This is a genomic window from Orrella dioscoreae, assembly GCF_900089455.2.
Taxonomy (GTDB): domain Bacteria; phylum Pseudomonadota; class Gammaproteobacteria; order Burkholderiales; family Burkholderiaceae_B; genus Orrella; species Orrella dioscoreae.
Map to the genome: position 1 here is coordinate 1474466 of NZ_LT907988.1, position 20914 is coordinate 1495379.

Here is a 20914-nt window from a genome sequence, read left to right on the forward strand (position 1 = left end):
GAGAGATCATGGTTGAACTGACCATCGACGGCAATAAGGTCGAAGTACCCGAAGGCAGCATGGTGATGCATGCCGCCCACAAGCTCGGGGTGTACGTACCGCATTTCTGCTATCACAAGAAACTGTCCATCGCGGCCAACTGCCGCATGTGCCTGGTCGACGTGGAAAAGGCGCCCAAGGCATTGCCCGCCTGCGCCACTCCCGCGACCAACGGCATGGTGGTGCACACCGCTTCCGAGCGCGCCGTGTCCGCCCAGAAGAGCGTGATGGAGTTCCTGCTCATCAATCACCCGCTGGATTGCCCGATCTGTGACCAGGGCGGCGAGTGCCAGTTGCAGGACATCGCCGTGGGTTACGGCGGCTCGTCGTCGCGCTACAACGAAGAAAAGCGCGTGGTGTTCCACAAGGACCTGGGCCCGCTGGTCTCGGCCGAGGAAATGTCGCGCTGCATCCACTGCACCCGCTGCGTGCGTTTCGGCCAGGAAGTGGCCGGCGTGATGGAGCTGGGCATGGTGGGCCGCGGTGAACACTCCGAGATCACCACGTTCGTGGGCCGTTCGGTCGAGTCCGAGCTGTCCGGCAACATGATCGACCTCTGCCCGGTCGGCGCGCTGACCTCCAAGCCGTTCCGCTACCAGGCCCGCACCTGGGAACTGGCGCGCCGCCGCAGCGTCAGCCCGCATGACAGCCTGGGCGCCAACCTGGTCGTCCAGGTCAAGGGCGAGCGTGTGCTGCGCGTGGTGCCCTTCGAGAACGATGCCGTCAACGAGTGCTGGATCAGCGACCGTGACCGCTTTTCGTACGAAGGCCTGCACGAAGACCGCCTGACCGCCCCGATGGTGCGCAGCTGTGATGGGCAGTGGCGCGAAGTGTCGTGGAGCGAAGCGCTGCAATCCGTCGCCCAGGGCCTGACCCGCGTGCGTGACAGCTTCGGCGCCGGCCAGATCGGCGCGCTTGCCACTGAATACGCCACGACTGAAGAGTTCTCGCTGCTGGCCCGCCTGACGCGCGCGCTGGGTTCCGAGAACATCGATTTCCGCCTGCGCCAGACCGATGCGTCCTTCGACGCCGCCCGTGCTGGCGTGCCGTGGCTGGGCATGGCCGTGTCCGACCTCGACACCGTCGACTGCGTGCTGGTCGTGGGTTCCGTCCTGCGCAAGGACCACCCGCTGATCGCCCAGCGCCTGCGCCAGGCCGCCAAGCGCGGCGCGCGCATCCTGCTGGTCGACACGCTGGCCGACGATCCGCTGCTGCCGGTCGCCGCCCGCCTGACCGTGGCGCCTTCGGCGCTGCCGCGCGCGCTGGCCGAGATCGGCGCGGCGCTGGCTGCCCTGAAGTCCACGGAAACGCCGGCTGCCTTCGCCGCGGTCGAGCCGAGCGAGGCTGCCCGCAAGATCGCCGAATTCCTGGCTGCCGGCACGCAGACCGCCGTGCTGCTGGGCAACCAGGCCGTCGCCGCGCCCGAGGCCAGCCTGCTGGCCGCCAACGCCCGCCACCTGGCCGATGCCGTGGCCGCGCGTTTCGGTTTCCTGACCGCCGGCGGCAACACGCTGGGCGGTTACCTGGCCGGCGCCGTGCCGGGGCAGGGCGGCAAGGGCGCGCAGGCCATGCTGGCCGAGCCGCTGAAGGCCTATGTCGTGCTGCACGCCGAACCGCTGCTGGATGCCGACAACGGCGCCCAGGCCGTGGAGGCGCTGAAGGCCGCGCAGTTCTCGGTGGCGCTCACGCCTTACCGTTCTTCGGCCGAACAATGGGCCGACGTCATGCTGCCGGTGGCGCCGTTCACCGAGACCTCCGGCACGTTCATCAACGCCCAGGGCCTGGCGCAAAGCTTCAAGGGCACGGTTGCGCCCCTGGGCCAGACGCGTCCGGCCTGGAAGGTGCTGCGCGTGCTGGGCAACGTGCTGCAACTGCAGGGCTTCGACGACGAAACCTCCGAGGGCGTGCGTGACGCCGCGCTGGTGGGGGGCATCGAAGGCCGCCTGTCCAACGACGTCAAGGCCGCGCTCGGCGTGGGCAAGCCCGCGCAGGGCGGGCTGGAACGCGCCGCGGATCTCCCGATCTACCGCAGCGACGCCATCGTGCGCCGCGCCCCTTCGCTGCAGGCAACCGCGTCCTCGCGCGCGCCCCAGGCGAAGGTCAACGCCGCCACCCTGGCCAAGCTCGGCCTGGAGGCCGGCCAGGCTGTGCGGGTGGCGTCGGCGCAAGGCAGCGTGACGCTGCCGCTGGCGGTGGACAACAACGTGGCGGACGGCGCGGTGCGCGTCGCGGCCGGTTTCGAGCAGACTGCGGCACTGGGTAGCGCCTTCGGTCAACTGACGGTGGAGCGTGCCTGATGGAATGGCTCAACGTTCTTGAAAGCCAAGGCGTGGCGTTGCTGGGCCCGACGGCCTGGCTGGTGGTGTGGACGGTCGTCAAGATCCTGATCATCGCCGTGCCCATCATCCTGTGCGTGGCCTATCTCACGTACTGGGAACGCAAGATGATCGGTTTCATGCACGTGCGCCTCGGGCCCACGCGCGTGGGCTATCGCGGCCTGCTGCAGCCCTTCGCCGACGTCTTCAAGCTGCTGACCAAGGAAGTCATCGTCCCCAGCCAGGCCAACAAGGTCCTGTACATCCTGGCGCCGGTGGTCACCCTGATGCCGGCGCTGGCCGCCTGGGCGGTGGTGCCTTTCGGTCCGGAAGCGGTGCTGGCCAACGTCAATGCCGGCCTGCTGTACATCATGGCCATCACCTCCATCGGCGTCTACGGCGTCATCGTGGCGGGCTGGGCCTCCAACTCGAAGTACGCCCTGCTGGCGGCGCTGCGCGCCTCGGCCCAGATGGTGTCCTACGAGCTGGCCATCGGCTTCGTGCTGGTGGTGGTGCTGCTGGTGTCGGGCAGCCTGAACATGAACGAGATCGTGCTGGGCCAAGGCCGCGGCTGGTTCGCCGAGCGCGGCATCACCTTCCTGTCCTGGAACTGGCTGCCGCTGCTGCCGCTCTTCGTCATCTACGTGATCTCGGCCGTGGCCGAAACCAACCGCCACCCCTTCGACGTGGTGGAAGGCGAATCGGAAATCGTGGCCGGCCACATGGTCGAGTACTCGGGCATGGCCTTCGCCCTGTTCTTCCTGGGTGAATACGCCAACATGATCCTGTTGTCGGCCCTGGCCTCGATCATGTTCCTGGGCGGCTGGATGGCGCCCGTGGACATCGCGCCGCTGAACTGGATCCCGGGCTGGATCTGGCTGGGCCTGAAAACCTTCTTCGTCGTGTCCCTGTTCATCTGGTTCCGCGCATCGTTCCCGCGTTACCGCTATGACCAGATCATGCGTCTGGGTTGGAAGATCTTCATCCCACTGACGGGCGTCTGGCTCGTGGTGGTGGCGATCTGGATGCAGACGCCCTGGAACATCTGGCACTGAAGCGACCGAGCACAAAGGCAAGAGTTATGGAAGCGATCAAGGATTTCTTCGGCAGCCTGATGCTGACCGAACTGCTCAAGGGCATGCGCCTGACGGGCAAGTATTTCTTCAAGCGCAAGGTCACCTTGCGCTACCCGGTGGAAAAGACCCCGACTTCGCCGCGGTTCCGCGGCCTGCACGCGCTGCGCCGTTATCCCAACGGCGAAGAGCGTTGCATCGCCTGCAAGCTGTGCGAAGCCGTCTGTCCGGCCGTGGCCATCACGATCGAGTCGGACGTGCGTGACGACGGCACCCGCCGCACCACGCGCTATGACATCGACCTGACCAAGTGCATCTTCTGCGGCTTCTGCGAGGAAAGCTGCCCGGTGGATTCCATCGTCGAGACGCACATCCACGAATACCACGGCGAGAAGCGCGGCGACCTGTACTTCACGAAGGACATGCTGCTGGCGGTCGGTGATCGCTACGAGAACGAAATCGCCCAGCGTCGCGCAGCCGACGCGCCTTATCGCTGATCGCAGGCCGACACGACATGACATTCACCACCATCCTGTTCTACGTGCTGGCCCTGGTGCTGGTCTACGCGGCGTTCCGCGTGATCACCGCCACCAGCCCGGTCACCGCCGTGCTCCACCTGATCCTGGTGTTCTTCAACGCCGCCATGATCTGGATGCTGCTCGGCGCCGAGTTCCTGGCCCTGCTGCTCGTCGTCGTCTACGTCGGCGCGGTCATGGTGCTATTCCTCTTCGTCGTGATGATGCTGGATATCCGCATCGATTCCCTGCGCACGGGCTTGCGGACCTACCTGCCGCTGGGCCTGGCCATCGGTCTCATCATGGTCGTGGAAATGGGCTTCGTGCTGGCCTCGTCCTGGTCCGACATCGGCCCCGCCTTCCAGCAGGCCGACGACTACAACAACACCCGTACGCTGGGTGAGGCCATGTACAGCCAGTACGTCTATGGCGTGGAGGTCGGCGCCGTGCTGCTGCTGGTCGGCATGGTCGCGGCCATCGCGCTGACGCTGCGCCGCCGCAACGACGTGCGCTACAACGATCCGGCCGCCGCCGTGCGCGTGAAGGCCAAGGACCGCTTCCGCATGGTGAAGATCGCCCCGCAGGTCGAGAAGCCCACGGAGGCGCCGGCCGCCGAGGCGTCGGTTGAAGGCGCTGCCGCGCCCACCGCCGCTGCGCACGCCGCCCAAGGAGAAAAGAAATGACCCTGACGCTGCCCCATTTCCTGATCCTGGGCGCGATCCTGTTCGCGATCGGCGTGTTCGGCATCTTCCTGAACCGCCGCAACCTCATCATCCTGCTGATGTCCATCGAGCTGATGCTGCTGGCCGTCAACATGAACTTCGTGGCGTTCTCCAGCTGGTTTGGCGACACCGCCGGTCAGGTCTTCGTGTTCTTCATCCTGACCGTGGCCGCCGCCGAGGCCGCCATCGGCCTGGCGATCCTGGTGCTGCTGTTCCGCAACCTGAACACGATCAACGTCGACGAGCTCGACCGCCTCAAGGGCTGACGGGAACACAGAAGAACATGTCTAGCGCAATTTCCCTCTATCTCTTCATTGCCCTGGCTCCCTTGCTGGGTGCGATCCTGTCGGGCCTGTTCGGCACCGGCTTCCTGGGCCGGGCGGTCAGCCGCCGCGGCGCGCACTCCCTCACGATCCTGCTGGTGGCCCTGTCGGCCATCGGTTCGGTGTTCGTGCTGAAGGACGTGCTGGCCGGCAACACCTTCGACGGCACCGTCTACACCTGGAGCCTGATCGGTTCGACCAAGCTGGAAATCGGTTTCCTGATCGATCCGCTGTCGGCCATGATGATGGTGGTCGTCACCTCGGTCTCGCTGATGGTGCACATCTACACCATCGGCTACATGGCCGACGATCCCGGCTACCAGCGCTTCTTCGCGTACATCTCGCTGTTCACCTTCTCGATGCTGATGCTGGTCATGTCCAACAACATGGTCCAGCTGTTCTTCGGCTGGGAAGCGGTGGGCCTGGTGTCCTACCTGCTGATCGGCTTCTGGTACACGCGCCCCACGGCGATCTTCGCCAACATGAAGGCGTTCCTGATCAACCGCGTGGGTGACTTCGGCTTCGTGCTGGGCATCGGCCTGCTGTTCGCCTACACGGGCACCATGCACTACGGCGAAGTGTTCGCCCAAAGCGACAAGCTGGCCGGCCTGAACCTGCCGGGCACCGACTGGATGCTGCTGACGGTGGCCTGCATCTGCCTGTTCATCGGCGCCATGGGCAAGTCGGCCCAGGTGCCGCTGCACGCCTGGCTGCCCGATTCGATGGAAGGTCCGACGCCGATCTCGGCGCTGATCCACGCGGCCACCATGGTGACCGCGGGCATCTTCATGGTCGCCCGCTTCTCGCCGCTGTTCGAACTGTCGAACACCGCGCTGTCCTTCATCATCGTGATCGGCGCCATCGGCGCGCTGTTCCTGGGCATCCTGGGCATCATCCAGAACGACATCAAGCGCGTGGTGGCCTACTCCACGCTGTCGCAACTGGGCTACATGACGGTGGCGCTGGGCGCCTCCGCCTACTCGGTCGCGATCTTCCACCTGATGACCCACGCCTTCTTCAAGGCGCTGCTGTTCCTGGGCGCGGGCTCGGTCATCATCGGCATGCACCATGACCAGGACATCCGCAACATGGGCGGCCTGCGCAAGTACATGCCCATCACCTGGATCACCTTCCTGCTGGGCACGCTGGCGCTGGTCGGCACGCCGTTCTTCTCGGGCTTCTACTCCAAGGAGCACATCATCGAGGCGGCAGGCGCGGCCAATGTGTGGGGCGCAAGCTTCGCCTACTACGCCACGCTGATCGGGGTCTTCGTCACCTCGCTGTACTCCTTCCGCGTCTACTTCCTGGTCTTCCACGGCAAGGAACGCTTCGGCGAAGGCCACGGCCATGGTCATGACGACCATGCCCACGACGCGCACGGCCACGATGACCACGCCCACGGCCATGACGACCACGGCCACGGGCATCATGGCGGCAAGCCGCACGAGTCGCCCTGGGTCGTCACGCTGCCGCTGGTGCTGCTGGCGATTCCCTCGGTCATCATCGGCGCGCTGGTGGTCGATCCGATGCTCTTCAGCGGTTTCTTCGACGGTGTGATCACCGTGCTGCCGGCGCACCCGGCCATGGAAGAGCTGGGTTCGCACTGGCACGACTGGATGGCCTACGGCATCCACGCCTTCGTCACGCTGCCGTTCTGGCTGGCGCTGGGCGGCGCCGTGGTGGCCTGGTACTGCTACCTGATCAACCCCGCCGTGCCTGCCGCGATCCATCGCAGCCTGTCGGGCGTCATCAAGGTCCTGGAAAACAAGTACTACGTCGATTGGGTCAACGAGCAGATCTTCGCGCGCGGCGCGCGCCTGCTGGGCCAGGGTTTCTGGCAGGTGGGTGACCGCCGCCTCATCGACGGCCTGCTGGTCAACGGCAGCGCCCGCCTGGTGGGCTGGATCGCCTCGATCAGCCGCCATGTGCAGTCCGGCTACATCTATCACTACGCGTTCGCGATGATCGTCGGCATCATGGCCCTGGTTTCGTTCTTCGTGTTGATCAAATACTGATGGCAAGCGAGATGGCATCTTCTACTTTTCCCTGGCTCACGCTTGCGATCTTCGTACCGATAGCCTTTGGCCTGCTGGTCCTGGCGCTGGGCCGTGACGACCGTCCCGGCTTCACCCGCTGGCTGTCGCTGGCCGGCGCCGTGGCCGGTTTCCTGGTCACCCTTCCGCTGTACACGGGCTTCGACGCCTCGACGGCCAACATGCAGTTCGTCGAGAAGGCGTCCTGGATCGAGACCTTCTCGGTCTTCTATCACCTGGGCGTGGACGGCATCTCGCTGTGGTTCGTGCTGCTGACCGCCTTCATCACCATCATCGTGGTGGTGGCCGGCTGGGAAGTGATCACCAACCGCGTGTCGCAATACATGGCCGCCTTCCTGATCCTGTCGGGTCTGATGGTGGGCGTGTTCGCCGCGCTGGACGGCCTGCTGTTCTATGTGTTCTTCGAAGCCACCCTGATCCCGATGTACATCATCGTGGGGGTGTGGGGCGGACCGAACCGCGTCTATGCCGCGTTCAAGTTCTTCCTGTATACGCTCCTGGGTTCGCTGCTGACGCTGGTCGCCTTCATCTACCTGTACCACGCCTCGGGCGGCTCGTTCGACATCCAGACCTGGCACCAGGTGAAGCTCGGCCACACGCCGCAGATCCTGATCTTCCTGGCGCTGCTCACCGCCTTCGCGGTGAAGGTGCCGATGTGGCCCGTGCACACCTGGCTGCCCGACGCCCACGTGGAAGCGCCCACGGGCGGGTCGGTGGTGCTGGCTGCCATCATGCTGAAGCTGGGCGCCTATGGCTTCCTGCGCTTCTCGCTGCCGATCGCGCCGGACGCCTCGCACACGCTGTCGGGCCTGATGATCGCGCTGTCGCTGATCGCCGTGATCTACATCGGCCTGGTCGCCATCGTGCAGGCCGACATGAAGAAGCTGGTGGCCTATTCGTCGGTGGCCCACATGGGCTTCGTGACGCTGGGTTTCTTCGTCTTCAACACGGTCGGCATGGAAGGCGCCATCGTCCAGATGGTGTCGCACGGCTTCGTGTCGGGCGCCATGTTCCTGTGTATCGGCGTGCTGTATGACCGCCTGCACAGCCGCCAGATCGCCGATTACGGTGGCGTCATCAACGTGATGCCGCGTTTCGTGACCTTCTTCGTGCTGTTCTCGATGGCCAACGCCGGCCTGCCCGCCACCAGCGGCTTCGTGGGCGAGTTCCTGGTCATTCTGGGCGCCGTCGAATACAACTTCTGGATTGGCCTGCTGGCCGCCACGGCCCTGATCCTGGGCGCGTCCTATTCGCTCTGGATGGTCAAGCGCGTGGCCTATGGCGAAATCACCAATCCCCACGTGCGCGAGATGACCGACCTCAACCCGCGTGAATTCGCGATGCTGGGCGTGCTGGCGATTGCCGTGCTGTTCATGGGTATTTATCCCAAGCCCTTCACCGACGTCATGCACGTCTCCGTCGAAGCGCTGCTGCAGCACGTCGCTGTGTCGAAACTGTAAGACTGGATCATGATGGAATCCCAATTCAACTTCGCTCTGGCGGCACCGGAAATCCTCCTGCTCATCGGCGGACTGGCGATCCTGCTGATCGATGCCTTCAGCAAGGACGTGACCCACAAGCTGACGCACGTGCTGTCGCTGGCGCTGCTGGCCGCGCTGACCGTCCTGTCGCTGGTCCAGTGGAACAACGGCGTGCAGGGTGACACCTTCCACGGCATGTACGTGACGGACAACCTGGCCCACCTGCTCAAGGTGACGTCCTACCTGGCTGTGGCGGTCACGTTGATCTATGGCCGCAGCTACGCGCTCGAGCGCGAGATGCTGCGTGGCGGCGAGTTCTACGTCTTGACGCTGTTCGCCCTGCTGGGCCAGATGGTCATGATCTCGGCCGGTCACCTGATCTCGATCTACCTGGGCCTGGAACTGATGTCGCTGGCCCTGTATGCGCTCATCGCGCTGCGCCGCGACAACGTGGTGGCCACCGAGGCCGCCATGAAGTACTTCGTGCTGGGCGCGCTGGCCTCGGGCTTCCTGCTCTATGGCATGTCCATGGTGTACGGCGCCACCGGCCAGCTGGGCCTGTCGGAAGTGGCCGACGTGGTGGCCAGCGGCCAGGCCGAACAGCTCGCGCTGGTCTTCGGCGTGGTGTTCCTGGTGGCCGGCCTGGCCTTCAAGCTGGGCGTGGTGCCGTTCCACATGTGGGTGCCCGACGTCTATCACGGTTCGCCCACGGCGGTGACCCTGGTGCTGGGCGGCGCGCCCAAGCTGGCGGCCTTCGCCATCACGCTGCGCCTGCTGGTCGAAAGCCTGCACGGCCTGGCCGCCGATTGGCAGCCGATGCTGATCATCCTGGCGGTGCTGTCGCTGGCGATCGGCAACCTGACCGCCATCATGCAAAGCAACTTCAAGCGCATGCTGGCCTATTCCAGCATCTCGCACATGGGCTTCGTCATGCTCGGCCTGCTGGCCGGCGTGGTGGGCGGCCAGAGCGACGGCGCGGCCAATGCCTACGGCGCGTCGCTGTTCTACATGCTGGTCTACGTGCTGACGACGCTGGGCGGCTTCGGCATGGTGCTGCTGATGTCGCGTGACGGGTTCGAATGCGATCGGCTGGACGACCTGAAGGGCCTGAACCGCCGCAGCCCCTGGCATGCCGCGATCCTGCTGCTGCTGATGTTCTCGCTGGCCGGCCTGCCGCCGCTGGTGGGCTTCTACGCCAAGCTGGCGGTGTTGCAGGCAGTGGTCAGCGCGGGTCACGTGTGGCTGGCCGTGACGGCGGTGATCTTCTCGCTGATCGGCGCCTTCTATTACCTGCGCGTCGTGAAGGTCATGTACTTCGACGAGCCCGAGGAAGGCGCGCCGGCACTGACCACCGGCTGCGTGCAGCGCGGCCTGATGACGGTGAACGGCGCCCTGATCCTGTTGCTGGGTATCCTGCCGGGCGGCCTGATGGCCGTGTCGGTGCAGGCCATCCGCACCTCGCTGTCGTTCTAAGGCGTTTCACGGGGCCACGACCATGCTGAACAATCAGGACATCGCCATCTGGCTCTTGATCGCGCTTTCGCTGGGCATGGCCAACCTGCCGTTCCTGACGGAGCGCGTGTTCGCGGTGGTGCCCTGGAAGCAGGGTGGGGTGGCCGTCGCCAAGCCGCTCTGGCTGCGCATGGGCGAGGTGCTGGTGTTCTACGCGCTGGTCGGCGCGGTGGCTTTCTCGGTCGAGGCCACGCTGGGCAACCGCTACACCCAGGCCTGGGAGTTCTACGCCATCACCTTCTCGCTGTTCCTGGTGCTGGGATATCCGGGTTTCGTGTACCGCTATCTCAGCCGCCGCCGCAAGATGGCCTGACACGCTCGCGATCTGGCACGACAGGACACGCCGCCCCCAGGGGCGGCGTTTTCATGGTTGCCGCGGGTCGGCAGGCGGATTTGCGTTAGCATCCTCGTGTCATCAGGGACGGCGCCCGGGCCAGTGGCCGGGGGCGATGTTCCGCCGTCATCCACGAGGGCAGTCAACGTGTCTCGACCCAAGAAAGCGCCCGCTACGCCAGGCAGGCAATCCGCCAGCGGCGTCACCGTGCATGACGTGGCGCGCTTGGCGGGCGTGTCCGCCATCACGGTGTCGCGCGCCTTGAATTCACCGGACCAGCTGTCGCAAGGCACGCTGGAACGCGTGCGGGCGGCGATACGCGAGACGGGGTATGTGCCCAACCTGCTGGCGCGCGGCTTGAACGCCAACACCAGTTCGCGCCTGGTGGCGATGGTGGTGCCCACCATCACCGGACCGATCTTCTCGGCCAGCGTCCAGGCGCTCAGCCGGGCGCTGGCTCGCGACAACTACCAGGTGATGCTGGGCCAGACCGAATACGAGGATGCGCGCGAGGATGCCTTGCTGGACGCGATCATCGGCAGGCGGCCCGACGGCATCGTCCTGACGGGGGTGATGCATTCCGAGCACGGCCGCAAGCGGCTCATCGCCTCGGGCATTCCCGTGGTGGAAACCTGGGACCTCAGCGACGAACCGCTGGACATGCTGGTGGGCTTTTCGCATGAGGCGGTGGGGCGGGCAGTCTGTGATTTCTTCCATGCCAAGGGCCGCCGCAAACTGGGCATCCTGGCCGCCCGCGATGTGCGGGCGTTCCGGCGTGGCCGGGCGTTCATCGAACGTGCCCGCGAACTGGGGCTGCCGAACGTGCCCGAGTCGCTGGTGCAGATGCCCGGCACGCTGGCCGGGGGCAGGGAAGGGCTGGCGCGTCTGTTGCGTGAGCCGGGAGGCGTCGATGCCGTGTTCTGCAGCTCGGACATGCTGGGCCTGGGGGCGCTGATCGAAGCGCAGGTGCAGGGCGTGCCGGTGCCCGAAGACCTGGCGCTCGTCGGGTTCGGCGACCTGGATTTCGCGGCCAGCCTGACGCCGGCCTTGTCCACGGTGCGCATCGATGCCCAGGCCATCGGGGGGCAGGCTGCGCGTTTCATCATCGACCGTGGCCGCGGCATCGCGCCGCCCTCGCGCGTGGTGGACGTGGGATTCACCCTGGTCGAGCGTGCCAGCAGCGCGGTGTAGCGCTTTTTTCTCCGTATAAACCCTGGTTCGTTCTATCTTGCATCGCGGACTGTTAGCGTTAACAATGCTGTTAGCGTTAACACTGGCGATCCCAGGCCGACGCCCATAACCACACAATAGCCCCGGAGAGACACCATGAAATTTCGCGCATGCCTGGCCGCGCTGCTGCTGGCGGCCACGCCGCTGGCCCACGCCGCTGACTACCCCACGAAACCCGTCACCATCGTCGTGCCGTTCCCGGCCGGCGGCTCCACCGACAACATCGCCCGCATCATCGGCGCGAAGATGACCGAGAAAACCGGCCAGCCTTTCCCGGTGGAGAACAAACCCGGGGCCACGGGCGCCATCGGCGCGGCGCAGGTCAAGCGCGCGGCGGCGGATGGCTATACGCTGCTGGTGTCGTCGCTGGCGGTGTTCGTGGTGAACCCGCACCTGCAGAAGATGCTGCAATACGATCCGACCAAGGACTTCGACCTGATCACCGTGGCCGTGCAGGCGCCCAACGTACTGGTGGCGGGACCTTCTGGCGATGCCAAGGACCTGGCCGCGCTGGTGACGCAACTGAAGGCCAAGCCGGATTCGCTGACTTTCGCCTCCTCGGGCAGCGGCTCGTCCGATCACCTGACGGCCGAACTGTTCTGGCAGCAGACCGCCACGAAGGGCGTGCATGTGCCCTACAAGGGCGGCGCGCCGGCCATCCAGGACCTGCTGGGCGGCCAGGTGCAGTATTCGTTCCAGAACATCAACGCGGTGATTCCGCACATCCAGGCGGGCAAGCTGCGCGCCATTGCCGTGACGGGCAGCCAGCGTTCCCCGCTGCTGCCGAACGTGCCCACGATGGCCGAAGGCGGCGTGAAGAATGCCGAGGTCTATTCCTGGCAGGCCGTGGCCGCGCCCAAGGGGCTGCCCGCGGATGTGCGTGCCCGCCTGAACAAGGACATCGTGGCCATCGTCAATGACCCGAGCGTCAAGCCCAAGCTGCTGGAAGTGGGCTTCGAGATCGTGGGCAACACGCCTGCCGAATTCGAGGCCTTCCAGCAGAAGGAGCTGGCGCGCTGGAAGCAGGTGATCGAGACCGGCAACATCACCGCCAACTGATAACCCGGAACACCCGGGCGCGGGCTGGCCCGCGCCTCCCCAAGCAGCAGGCAGGAGCACCATGAACGCAGTGAGCAATGCAGGAAAAGAGGCGGCGCCGGCCGTCGTGGACATGCGCGTCGTTCCCGTGGCGGGACACGACAGCATGCTGTTGAACCTGAGCGGCGCGCACGCGCCCTTCTTCACGCGCAATATCGTGATCCTGACCGACAGCGCCGGCCACGTCGGCCTGGGCGAGGTGCCGGGCGGCGAAGCCATCCGCAAGACGCTGGAAGAGGCGCGCGGCCTGGTGGTCGGCTCGTCCATCGGCGCACTGCGCAGCACGCTGAATCAGGTGCGCGCCAGGTTTGCCGACCGTGATGCCGGTGGCCGTGGCCTGCAGACCTTCGACCTGCGCACGACCGTGCACGTGGTCACCGCGCTGGAGTCGGCGCTACTGGACCTGTTGGGACGGCACCTGGGCGTGACGGTGGCCGAGTTGCTGGGCGAAGGCCAGCAGCGCGACGAGGTGGAGATGCTGGGCTACCTGTTCTTCGTGGGCGATCGCCGCAAGACCGATCTGCCGTATCGCGTCGAGGCCGATGCGGATTGCGCCTGGCAGCGCCGCCGCAACGAGGTCGCGATGACGCCGGAAGGGGTGGTCGAGCTTGCCCAGGCCGCGTACGAGCGCTACGGCTTCCAGGACTTCAAGCTGAAAGGGGGCGCCTTGCGCGGCGAAGAAGAGATCGCGGCCATCCATGCCCTGCACGAAGCTTTCCCCAAGGCGCGCATCACGCTGGATCCCAATGGCGGCTGGCTGCTGCGCGACGCGATCCGCCTGTGCAAGGACATGCACGGCGTGCTGGCCTATGCGGAGGATCCTTGCGGCGCGGAAGGCGGCTACTCGGGCCGGGAAGTGATGGCGGAGTTCCGCCTGGCCACCGGCCTGCCCACGGCGACCAACATGGTGGCCACGGACTGGCGCCAGATGGGCCATGCGATCCAATTGCAGTCGGTCGACATCCCCCTGGCCGATCCGCACTTCTGGACCATGCAGGGGTCGGTGCGCGTGGCGCAGATGTGCCACGAATGGGGCCTGACCTGGGGCTCGCATTCGAACAACCACTTCGATATCTCGCTGGCCATGTTCACGCACGTGGGCGCGGCGGCGCCGGGCAGGATCACGGCCCTGGACACGCACTGGATATGGCAGGATGGGCAACGCCTGACCAAGGAGCCGCCGAAGATCGAAGGCGGCAAGGTCAAGGTGCCGAAACAGGCGGGCCTGGGCCTGGAGATCGACGAGGCGCAGCTGGAGGCCGCCCATGCGCTGTACCTGCAGCACGGCCTGGGCGCGCGCGACGATGCGATCGCCATGCAGTACCTGATCCCGAACTGGACCTTCGACAGCAAGCGGCCTTGCATGGTGCGCTGAGCGCGCCTCACGAGGGGGCGCAAGCGCGCCCGCCAGGAAAGGCAAGGCGACGGCGCGGTGCCGGCGCCTTGCCGTTCCAGGCCTAGAACATATGGCGCATGCCGACCTGCAGGCTGCGCACGTCCTGGCCCGGTGCGCTGAGCGACGCGGCCTTCGAGCTGGGCCACAGGGCGTAGCGGGCCTGGCGGCCGTTGTCCAGGTAGGCGAGCGAGGTGTAGACCATCGTGCGCTTGGACAACGGATAGGTGTAGCCCAGCGCGGCCACGCTGGCGTCCTGTCCGTCCTCGCCGCGCAGCGTGCGCCAGGTGTACGAGGCGCGCACCGTGCCGCCAGCAAAAGGCGCGCTGGCCCCCACCATGAAGCCGTGCGCACCCGGCGCATGTTCGAGGTTGTTGCGCATGTATAGGCCGTGCAGCTTCACCACCTCGAAGTCATAGGTGAGCCCGCCCAGGTAGGTGTCGTTGCGACGCGTGCCGCCGGCGGGGACGGTGGCGATCTCGCTCGACTCATACGAAAATGCCGAGTACAGCGGGCCGTTGGCATATTCCAGGCCCAGGGCGCGCGAGCGGTTCAGCGCGCGGGGTTCGGCGAACTGTTCACTGAAGGCGTACAGCGCGCGCACGGTGAAGCCCTGCATCGTGGGCGAGATGTACTGCACGGCGTTCTGCCGCTGCGAGAACGTGCCGCGCTGCGCGTTGCCGGCATTCGTCTGCATGAGGTTCTGGATCAGGCCGTTCATGGAGCGCTGGAAAGGGTCCAGGCGTCCGGTCAGCGTGACGGCGGGCGCGAACTGGTGGCCGGCCTGCAGGCTGCCCAGCCGGCCGCTCAGGCCCAGGTAGGACTCGCGGTTGAAGATCGCGCCGCCGCGGCCGTCGTTGGGGTTGAAACCCGATTCCAGCTTGAAATAGGCCTTCATGCCGCCGCCCATGTCTTCCGAGCCGCGCAGGCCCCAGTAGGACGTGTCCGTGAACATGCGGCCCGACGAGTCGCTTGGCGCATCGCCGCCGCTGCGCTGGACCATTTCCAGTCCCATGTCGATACGGCCATAGACCGTGACGTTGCCCTGCGCCAGCGCGCTGGCCGAGAGTCCCACGGCCAGGCCGGCCGCGAGTGTGCTGCGGATAATCATGGTGTCTCCTCTTGTTTTCATGGATGACGGCGTGGGTCTGGTGCCTACGCGCGTGCGCAGGCCTGCCGGGCCGCGCGGGATGCGCGGCCCGGCAGGGCTTTGCGTTGGGGGGAAGCCGCTTAAGCGCGCGTGATGCGCACGCAGGCGTCTTCGCGCTGCCTGAGGCCTTCCGCCAGGCTGGTGCCCAGCCCCGGACGGTCGGGCGGAAGCAGGAAACCGTGGTCGAACACAGGCAGCTCGGTGACCAGGTCCTTGTAGAAGCCGTTCACGAAGGCGCGCACCATCTCCTGGAAGATCGCATTGGGCGAACTGAGCGCGAGGTGCAGCGAGGCCATCAGCACGACCGGCCCCGTGCAGTCATGCGGGGCCAGCGGCTTCTGGTAGGCCTCGGCCAGCGTCGCGATCTTGCGCGCCTCGCTGATGCCGCCGCACCACGACAGGTCCACCATCACGACGTCCAGCGCGTCGGCGGCCAGCAGGTCGCGAAAGGCGCCGCGCGTGGCCAGGGTTTCGCTGCCGCACACGGGCAGGCCGCCCAGGCGGCGGTAATCGGCCAGCGCCTGCACGCTGTCCATCTTGATGGGGTCTTCCGACCAGAACGGGCGCAGCGCCTTCAGTTCGCGCGCGATGGCCAGCGCGCTGGTGAGATTCCACATGGAGTGGAACTCGCACATGATCTCGATCTTGTCACCCACGGCAGCGCGGATGCGCTCGAAGGGTTCCAGGCCCTCTCGCATGTCGGCCGCCGACACGAATTGTCCATCGGTGCGGGCTGCCGCCGTGTCGAAGGGCCAGATCTTCATGGCGGTGAAACCCTCCTCGAGCAGGCTCTGCGCCAGCTCTTCCGGGCGTTCCACGAAGGCGACCTGGTCGTCATAGCGGCCGCGCACGCCGCCCTGGCCCTTGCTGATGGTGCGGCGCTGCACGCTGCGGTTGTTGTAGTCGCTGCCCGCGCAGGTGTTGTAGGCGCGCATGCGCTCGTGGCAGAGGCCGCCCAGCATCTGGTACAGCGGCTGGCCGCAGGATTGCGCGAACAGGTCCCACAGCGCGATGTCCACCGCCGATGCGGCGCGGGTCTCGACGCCGCTGCCGTTGAAGCCCAGGTAGCCGCGCAGCAGCGTCTTGCTGTGCCGCTCGATGCGGCGCGCGTCCTGGCCGATCAGCTGCGGCGCGGCCATGGTGTGGAGATAGGTTTCCACGGCTTGCGCCCCGCGGAAGGTCTCGCCCAGCCCCACCAGTCCCTGGTCGGTATGGATCTGCACCCAGATCAGGTTCGGATATTCGCTTAACCGGATGGTTTCCAGTGCGGTGATGCGCATGCTCAGTTTCCTTGGATGTTCTGCTGCTTGATCAGTTGCGCCCAGCGCGTGACTTCGCTGCGGATCAGCGTGTCCAGCTGCTCGGGCGTGCCGCCGGCGGGCGTGATGCCGGCCGCGCGCAGCGTCTGCTGCACTTTTTCCTGTGCCAGGGCGGCCCGCAGGGCGCTGCTCAGACGCGCCACCACGTCGTCGGGCGTGTCCTTGGGCACGGCGATGGCGTACCAGGGTTCGATGACGAAGTCGGCGTAGCCCAGCTCGACCAGCGTGGGCACGTCGGGCAGGTTGGCCGAGCGTGTCTTGCCGGTGACGGCCAGGGCCTTGACCTTGCCGGTACGGACAAAGGGCAGGATGGAGGGCTCGTTGTCGAAGAACACGTCGACTTGCCCGCCGAGCAGATCGTTGATGGCGGGACCCGAGCCCTTGTAGGGGACGTGCAGCATGGGGATGCCGGCCGACACCTTGAGCAGTTCGCCGCCCAGGTGATTGGAGGCGCCGACGCCCGACGAGGCATAGGAGATGTTGCCGGCCTTGGCGCGGGTGATCAGGGTCTGCAGTGAGTCGATGCCGGTGTCGGGGCCGGCCGTCAGCACGTTGATGGACGAGCCGATGAGCATGACGGGCCGGAAGTCTTCCAGCAGCTTGTAGCCTGGGTTGGCGTACAGGCTGGCATTGACCGCGCAGTTGCCGATGCTGCAGAAGAGCAGGGTGTAGCCGTCGGCCGGCGAGCGGGCCACCAGGGTCGTGCCGATGTTGCCGGTGGCGCCGGGGCGGTTGTCGACGATCACCTGTTGGCCCAGTTCCTGCGAGGCGGCGTTGGCCAGCAGCCGGGCCACCATGTCGCCGGCGCCGCCCGGCGGAATGGGCGCGACCAGCTTCACGGGACGGTCAGGGTAGGCTTGCGCGTGGGCAGGCGCGGCGGCCAGCGCCACCATGCTGGCGAGCAGCAGGGTACGGATCATGGGGTGTCTCCTTGGTTTTATCGGTGTTGTGTGTCGCCGTGCCGGCGTCAGGCCTTCTGGCGGGCCTGTTGCTCGGCGGCCAGCAGGGCCTCGGCGATCGGGCGGACCGCCGCGTGCGCCGATTGCGGCAGGTTTTCCAGCATGGGCTGCAAGGGGCCCATGTCGGCGATGCCCGCCAGCGTCACGGCATCATGCATGGTGGCGAAGACACCCGTGCGTTCGCGCTGGCGCTCGAAGGGAAGGAAGGCGTCGCGCAGCGGCTCGGCGGCGGCCCAGTCCTGCCTCTGCGCGGTCTTCAGCAGGCCTTGGCTGAGGGTGGGCGCGATGCATACGCCGCCCGAGGTGAAGCTGGGCAGGCCGAACTCACGCATATGGGTCAGGACCGGCGTTTCAGCCAGGCCGCAGACCACGCGCTCGGTGCCGACACGGTCCAGCAGGGCGCCCAGGAAGGCATCCTGCGCGGGGTCCTCGCGGGGCACCGCGTACTTGATCGCGCAGGCCACGCCCTCGTCCATGAGCGCGCCAATGGCATCGAGCGTAAGGTATTGCTCGGACTTGATGTACAGCAGCAGGGGCGTGCCGGCTGCCTCGGCGAACAGCCGCAAGCCGCGCGCGACGCCACCCGGGCTGGCCGCGAAGGCCAGGGGCAGCGCCATGACGGCAGGAAAGTGCCGTGCCTTCAGCACCGGCGCCTGGTCCATCAGGGTGCCGTAATCGGGTCCGGCCGATGGAATCACCCAGGTGCTTTCGCTGGCCTGCTCGGCCAGCATGTCCAGCAGGCTGGCGTACTCATAGAGCCCGGTGTTGTAGAGATTGGCATTGCCGCCATACAGCAGGGTGCGGATGCCGCCTGCCTCGATGTGGCGGATCAGCGCCGCATTGGCGCCGGGGTTCAGGGTGAGGTCGGCGTGGCGGGCCAACGGCGGCACGGCCATGACACTGGCGCGGATATCAGCCGGGGAGACGGCGGACGTTTTCATTGTGAGGCTCCTCCTTTTTAATCATATGTGCATATTATATGATGATTGAAAATGCCGGCAAGGAAATCCCGTCTTCCTGACCTTGTCGCCCCGGAGGCCCCAGGAGTGACTATGCTAAATTTCCGGACTTCCCCCTGAATGGTTGACCGGCATGGCTGTGACTCGGCCCAAGAGCTTTCACGAACAAATCGTCGAAACGCTGGGTCGCCGGATCGTCTCGGGCGAGATCGCGCCGCAAGGCCAGGTGCCCACCGAGGCCGCCCTGGCCGAGAGCCTGGGCGTCGGCCGCCTGGCGTTGCGCGAGGCCATGAAAGCCCTGGCCGCGCGCGGCCTGGTGGTGATCCGGCCCAAGACCGGCACCCACGTCCTTCCCCGCGAGCACTGGAACCTGTTCGACCCGCTGGTGCTCAAGTGGCACACGCAGGCGGCCGCCATCGACCGCAAGTTCCTGGCGGACCTGATCGAACTGCGCCGTGTGATCGAGCCGGCGGCGGCACGGCTGGCGGCGGCCAATGGCTCGGACGCCGACATCGCGCTGATGCGCGAATCCTTCGAGGCCATGGTTGCCGCGCGCACGCGCGAAGACTACATCCAGGCCGACCTGCGTTTCCACGGCATGCTGCTGAAAGCCAGCGGCAACCAGTTCATCGGCCAACTGGCCGGGGCGCTGTCGGAAGTGCTGAAAACGAGCTTCTCGGCGTCCAGCACGCATTCCGCCGATGCGGCGGCGCTGGGGCTGCACGAAGACCTGCTGCGCGCCTGTGAGGCGCGGGACCCGCAGGCCGCCGACCAGGCGGTGCAGGCGCTGATTGCGCGGGCGGTCAGGAATATCGCGTCGGGCCAGGTTGTGCAGGGCGGGCCGTCGCAGGCTTGAGCGCCACGGCGCGCCCGGCCGGGCTCGCCAGATGCAGGCGGTCTATTCGGCGTAGCGCGCCGCCTCGATCGGCGGCAGCGACGCATAGTGGTCGCGGATGCCCTGTTGCGTGCGTTCCGAGACCTTGCCCAGGCGCTCGTGTTCCTCGTCCATCCTGGCGATGGCGGCCCGCTTCCAGGCTTGTTCCTGGTCGTAGGATTCCAGCCAGGCGGCGCGTTGCTCGTTCACCGTGAAGGTGCCGCTTTCGTCGTAGGCGATCAGGGCCAGTTGGTCGCGCGGCAGGCCCTTGAACGGATTCGGGCCTTCATCATTCACGTAGCGGGTGGCCTGCTCGGCCAGGGCGAGGCGTGCCGGGTCGGTGCTGTCGGGCACTTCGGCGTCGTGCGCGGCCTTGTCCTGGTCATAGCGGGCGCCAAGCAGCGCCTCCGTGATCGTGCCGGCCAGGGCGGCCAACTGCTCGCGGCTGGCGCCGTTGTCGCGCCAGGCGGCGTGGGCGGCGGCGTCGCTCAGTTGCCGCGCGAAGGAGGAAAGCTTGGCGGTCGAGGAGACGGCTGCGGCCGGATTGCCCGCGATGGCGGACGGCGTGGCCGACGTCGTGCGCGCCGCCTGCGTGGCTGCGTCAGCCGTCGCGGGACGGAGGCGAGCGGTGTGCAGCGCGTCCATGCGGGTGCCTGATCAGGATTCGAACCAGTTCAGCACGCCGTCCAGGCCCGAGTGGCTGAGTGCGTAGCGTGCGTGCTGGCGCACCACGGGCTTGGCGCGATAGGCCACCGAGTAGCCCGCCAGCCCCAGCATCTGCAGGTCATTGGCGCCGTCACCGATGGCGATGATCTCTTCCTGCGCGGCGCCATGCTGCCTGGCGAACTCGCGCAGGTGCACGGCCTTGCCGTAGGCGTCCACGATGTCGCCCGTGACCTTGCCCGTCAGCACGCCGCGGTCGATCTCCAGCACATTGGCATGGGCGGCATCGAGCGACAGGCGCTCGCGCAGGCGGTCGGTGAAGAACGTGAAGCCGCCGGACACCAGCAGCACCTTGATACCCGCGGCCTGGGCCGTGGACACCAGTTTTTCGGCGCCGGGGTTCAGGCGCAGGCGCTCGGTGTAGACGCGTTCCAGCGCTTCGGCCGGCACGCCTTCCAGCAGGGCGACGCGGCGGCGCAGGCTTTCCGAGAAATCCTTGATCTCGCCGCGCATGGCGGCTTCGGTGATGGCCGAGACCTCGGGCTTCCTGCCCACGATGTCGGCGATCTCGTCGATGCACTCGATGTTGATGAGCGTGGAGTCCATGTCCATCGCCAGCACCTTGCACTGGCGCAGTGCGACGCCGGGCGTGACGTAGGCGTAGTCCACCGAGGCCTGGGCGCACCAGTCGTGCACGGCGGCGCGGGTGCCCGGGTCGGGATCGACGTCCATCAGGCGCACGGCGGTGGTGCCCAGGCGGGTGGAGCCGTTGGCCATGGCGACGGCGGCCGCCTGTTCGACGAGGTCGGCGGCAAGGGCGGGGGACTGGATGACGAGATGCGTGGCGGTCATGGAATTGCCGTCAGGAGAAAGCCAGGAGGAATGGTAGCAGGGTGGGGAG

General features: G+C 66.6%; 19 protein-coding genes. 13 read left to right on the forward strand and 6 right to left on the reverse strand.

The genetic code is table 11. The features are described from left to right. The first annotated feature begins 8 nt into the window (after window positions 1-8). The 12 genes from nuoG to gudD all read left to right on the forward strand — a co-directional run bounded on the left by nuoG (window position 9) and on the right by gudD (window position 14071). Window positions 9-2336, forward strand: coding sequence for an NADH-quinone oxidoreductase subunit NuoG (gene nuoG, locus ODI_RS06860; protein ID WP_067759065.1), 2328 nt, complete (start codon window positions 9-11; stop codon window positions 2334-2336). Further along, complete coding sequence (gene nuoH / locus ODI_RS06865) at window positions 2336-3409, forward strand: NADH-quinone oxidoreductase subunit NuoH (RefSeq protein WP_067759062.1); 1074 nt, start codon at window positions 2336-2338, stop codon at window positions 3407-3409. Before nuoG ends, nuoH begins: the two co-directional genes overlap by 1 nt. 26 nt (window positions 3410-3435) lie before the next feature. Next, a complete protein-coding gene (nuoI, locus tag ODI_RS06870) occupies window positions 3436-3924 on the forward strand; it encodes an NADH-quinone oxidoreductase subunit NuoI (RefSeq protein WP_067759059.1) in 489 nt (162 codons plus the stop codon). 17 nt (window positions 3925-3941) lie between these two features. After that, window positions 3942-4625: an NADH-quinone oxidoreductase subunit J gene (locus ODI_RS06875; protein ID WP_067759056.1), complete on the forward strand. Its 684-nt coding sequence runs from the start codon at window positions 3942-3944 to the stop codon at window positions 4623-4625. Then, the gene (gene nuoK / locus ODI_RS06880; protein WP_067759053.1) at window positions 4622-4930 is read left to right on the forward strand and encodes an NADH-quinone oxidoreductase subunit NuoK; all 309 of its coding nucleotides are present in this window, start codon (window positions 4622-4624) and stop codon (window positions 4928-4930) included. The genes ODI_RS06875 and nuoK overlap by 4 nt, the downstream gene beginning before the upstream one ends. A 17-nt stretch (window positions 4931-4947) precedes the next feature. Beyond that, window positions 4948-7002 carry an NADH-quinone oxidoreductase subunit L gene (gene nuoL, locus ODI_RS06885; RefSeq protein ID WP_067759050.1) on the forward strand — a complete coding sequence of 685 codons (2055 nt, stop codon included), beginning with the start codon at window positions 4948-4950 and terminating at the stop codon, window positions 7000-7002. An 11-nt stretch (window positions 7003-7013) separates the two neighbouring features. After that, the gene (locus ODI_RS06890) at window positions 7014-8501 is read left to right on the forward strand and encodes an NADH-quinone oxidoreductase subunit M (protein ID WP_067759402.1); all 1488 of its coding nucleotides are present in this window, start codon (window positions 7014-7016) and stop codon (window positions 8499-8501) included. Window positions 8502-8510: 9 nt separating this feature from the next. Beyond that, window positions 8511-9995: an NADH-quinone oxidoreductase subunit NuoN gene (gene nuoN / locus ODI_RS06895; RefSeq protein WP_067759047.1), complete on the forward strand. Its 1485-nt coding sequence runs from the start codon at window positions 8511-8513 to the stop codon at window positions 9993-9995. A gap of 22 nt (window positions 9996-10017) precedes the next feature. Further along, complete coding sequence (locus ODI_RS06900) at window positions 10018-10347, forward strand: DUF2818 family protein (RefSeq protein ID WP_067759044.1); 330 nt, start codon at window positions 10018-10020, stop codon at window positions 10345-10347. Between the two features lie 168 nt (window positions 10348-10515). Next, window positions 10516-11559, forward strand: a complete 1044-nt coding sequence (locus ODI_RS06905) for a LacI family DNA-binding transcriptional regulator (protein WP_067759042.1) — start codon at window positions 10516-10518, stop codon at window positions 11557-11559. A gap of 135 nt (window positions 11560-11694) precedes the next feature. Then, window positions 11695-12657, forward strand: a complete 963-nt coding sequence (locus ODI_RS06910) for a Bug family tripartite tricarboxylate transporter substrate binding protein (protein WP_067759039.1) — start codon at window positions 11695-11697, stop codon at window positions 12655-12657. A gap of 61 nt (window positions 12658-12718) precedes the next feature. Beyond that, window positions 12719-14071: a glucarate dehydratase gene (gudD, locus tag ODI_RS06915; protein ID WP_067759036.1), complete on the forward strand. Its 1353-nt coding sequence runs from the start codon at window positions 12719-12721 to the stop codon at window positions 14069-14071. Between the two features lie 82 nt (window positions 14072-14153). Here the strand turns inward: gudD and ODI_RS06920 are convergent, their stop codons facing one another. From ODI_RS06920 to ODI_RS06935, 4 genes are all read right to left on the reverse strand, one after another. Next, window positions 14154-15200, reverse strand: a complete 1047-nt coding sequence (locus ODI_RS06920; protein ID WP_067759032.1) for a porin — start codon at window positions 15198-15200, stop codon at window positions 14154-14156. A 119-nt stretch (window positions 15201-15319) separates the two neighbouring features. Further along, a complete protein-coding gene (locus ODI_RS06925; protein WP_067759029.1) occupies window positions 15320-16519 on the reverse strand; it encodes a mandelate racemase/muconate lactonizing enzyme family protein in 1200 nt (399 codons plus the stop codon). A gap of 2 nt (window positions 16520-16521) precedes the next feature. Next, a complete protein-coding gene (locus ODI_RS06930) occupies window positions 16522-17478 on the reverse strand; it encodes a Bug family tripartite tricarboxylate transporter substrate binding protein (protein ID WP_067759026.1) in 957 nt (318 codons plus the stop codon). Between the two features lie 47 nt (window positions 17479-17525). Beyond that, window positions 17526-18458 (reverse strand): dihydrodipicolinate synthase family protein, encoded by a 933-nt coding sequence (locus tag ODI_RS06935; RefSeq protein ID WP_067759023.1) that lies wholly within the window; start codon window positions 18456-18458, stop codon window positions 17526-17528. Between the two features lie 151 nt (window positions 18459-18609). Here ODI_RS06935 and ODI_RS06940 point away from each other — a divergent pair, with 151 nt between their 5' ends. Beyond that, entirely contained in the window at window positions 18610-19332 is a 723-nt protein-coding gene (locus tag ODI_RS06940; RefSeq protein ID WP_067759020.1) for a FadR/GntR family transcriptional regulator, read from the forward strand. Window positions 19333-19374: 42 nt separating this feature from the next. On the opposite strand, the gene ODI_RS06945 is transcribed toward ODI_RS06940, so the two are convergent. Together ODI_RS06945 and serB are read right to left on the reverse strand one after the other, a co-directional pair. Next, a complete protein-coding gene (locus tag ODI_RS06945) occupies window positions 19375-19995 on the reverse strand; it encodes a hypothetical protein (protein ID WP_067759017.1) in 621 nt (206 codons plus the stop codon). Window positions 19996-20007: 12 nt separating this feature from the next. Then, window positions 20008-20865 (reverse strand): phosphoserine phosphatase SerB, encoded by an 858-nt coding sequence (gene serB, locus ODI_RS06950; RefSeq protein WP_067759014.1) that lies wholly within the window; start codon window positions 20863-20865, stop codon window positions 20008-20010. Window positions 20866-20914 lie beyond the last annotated feature (49 nt).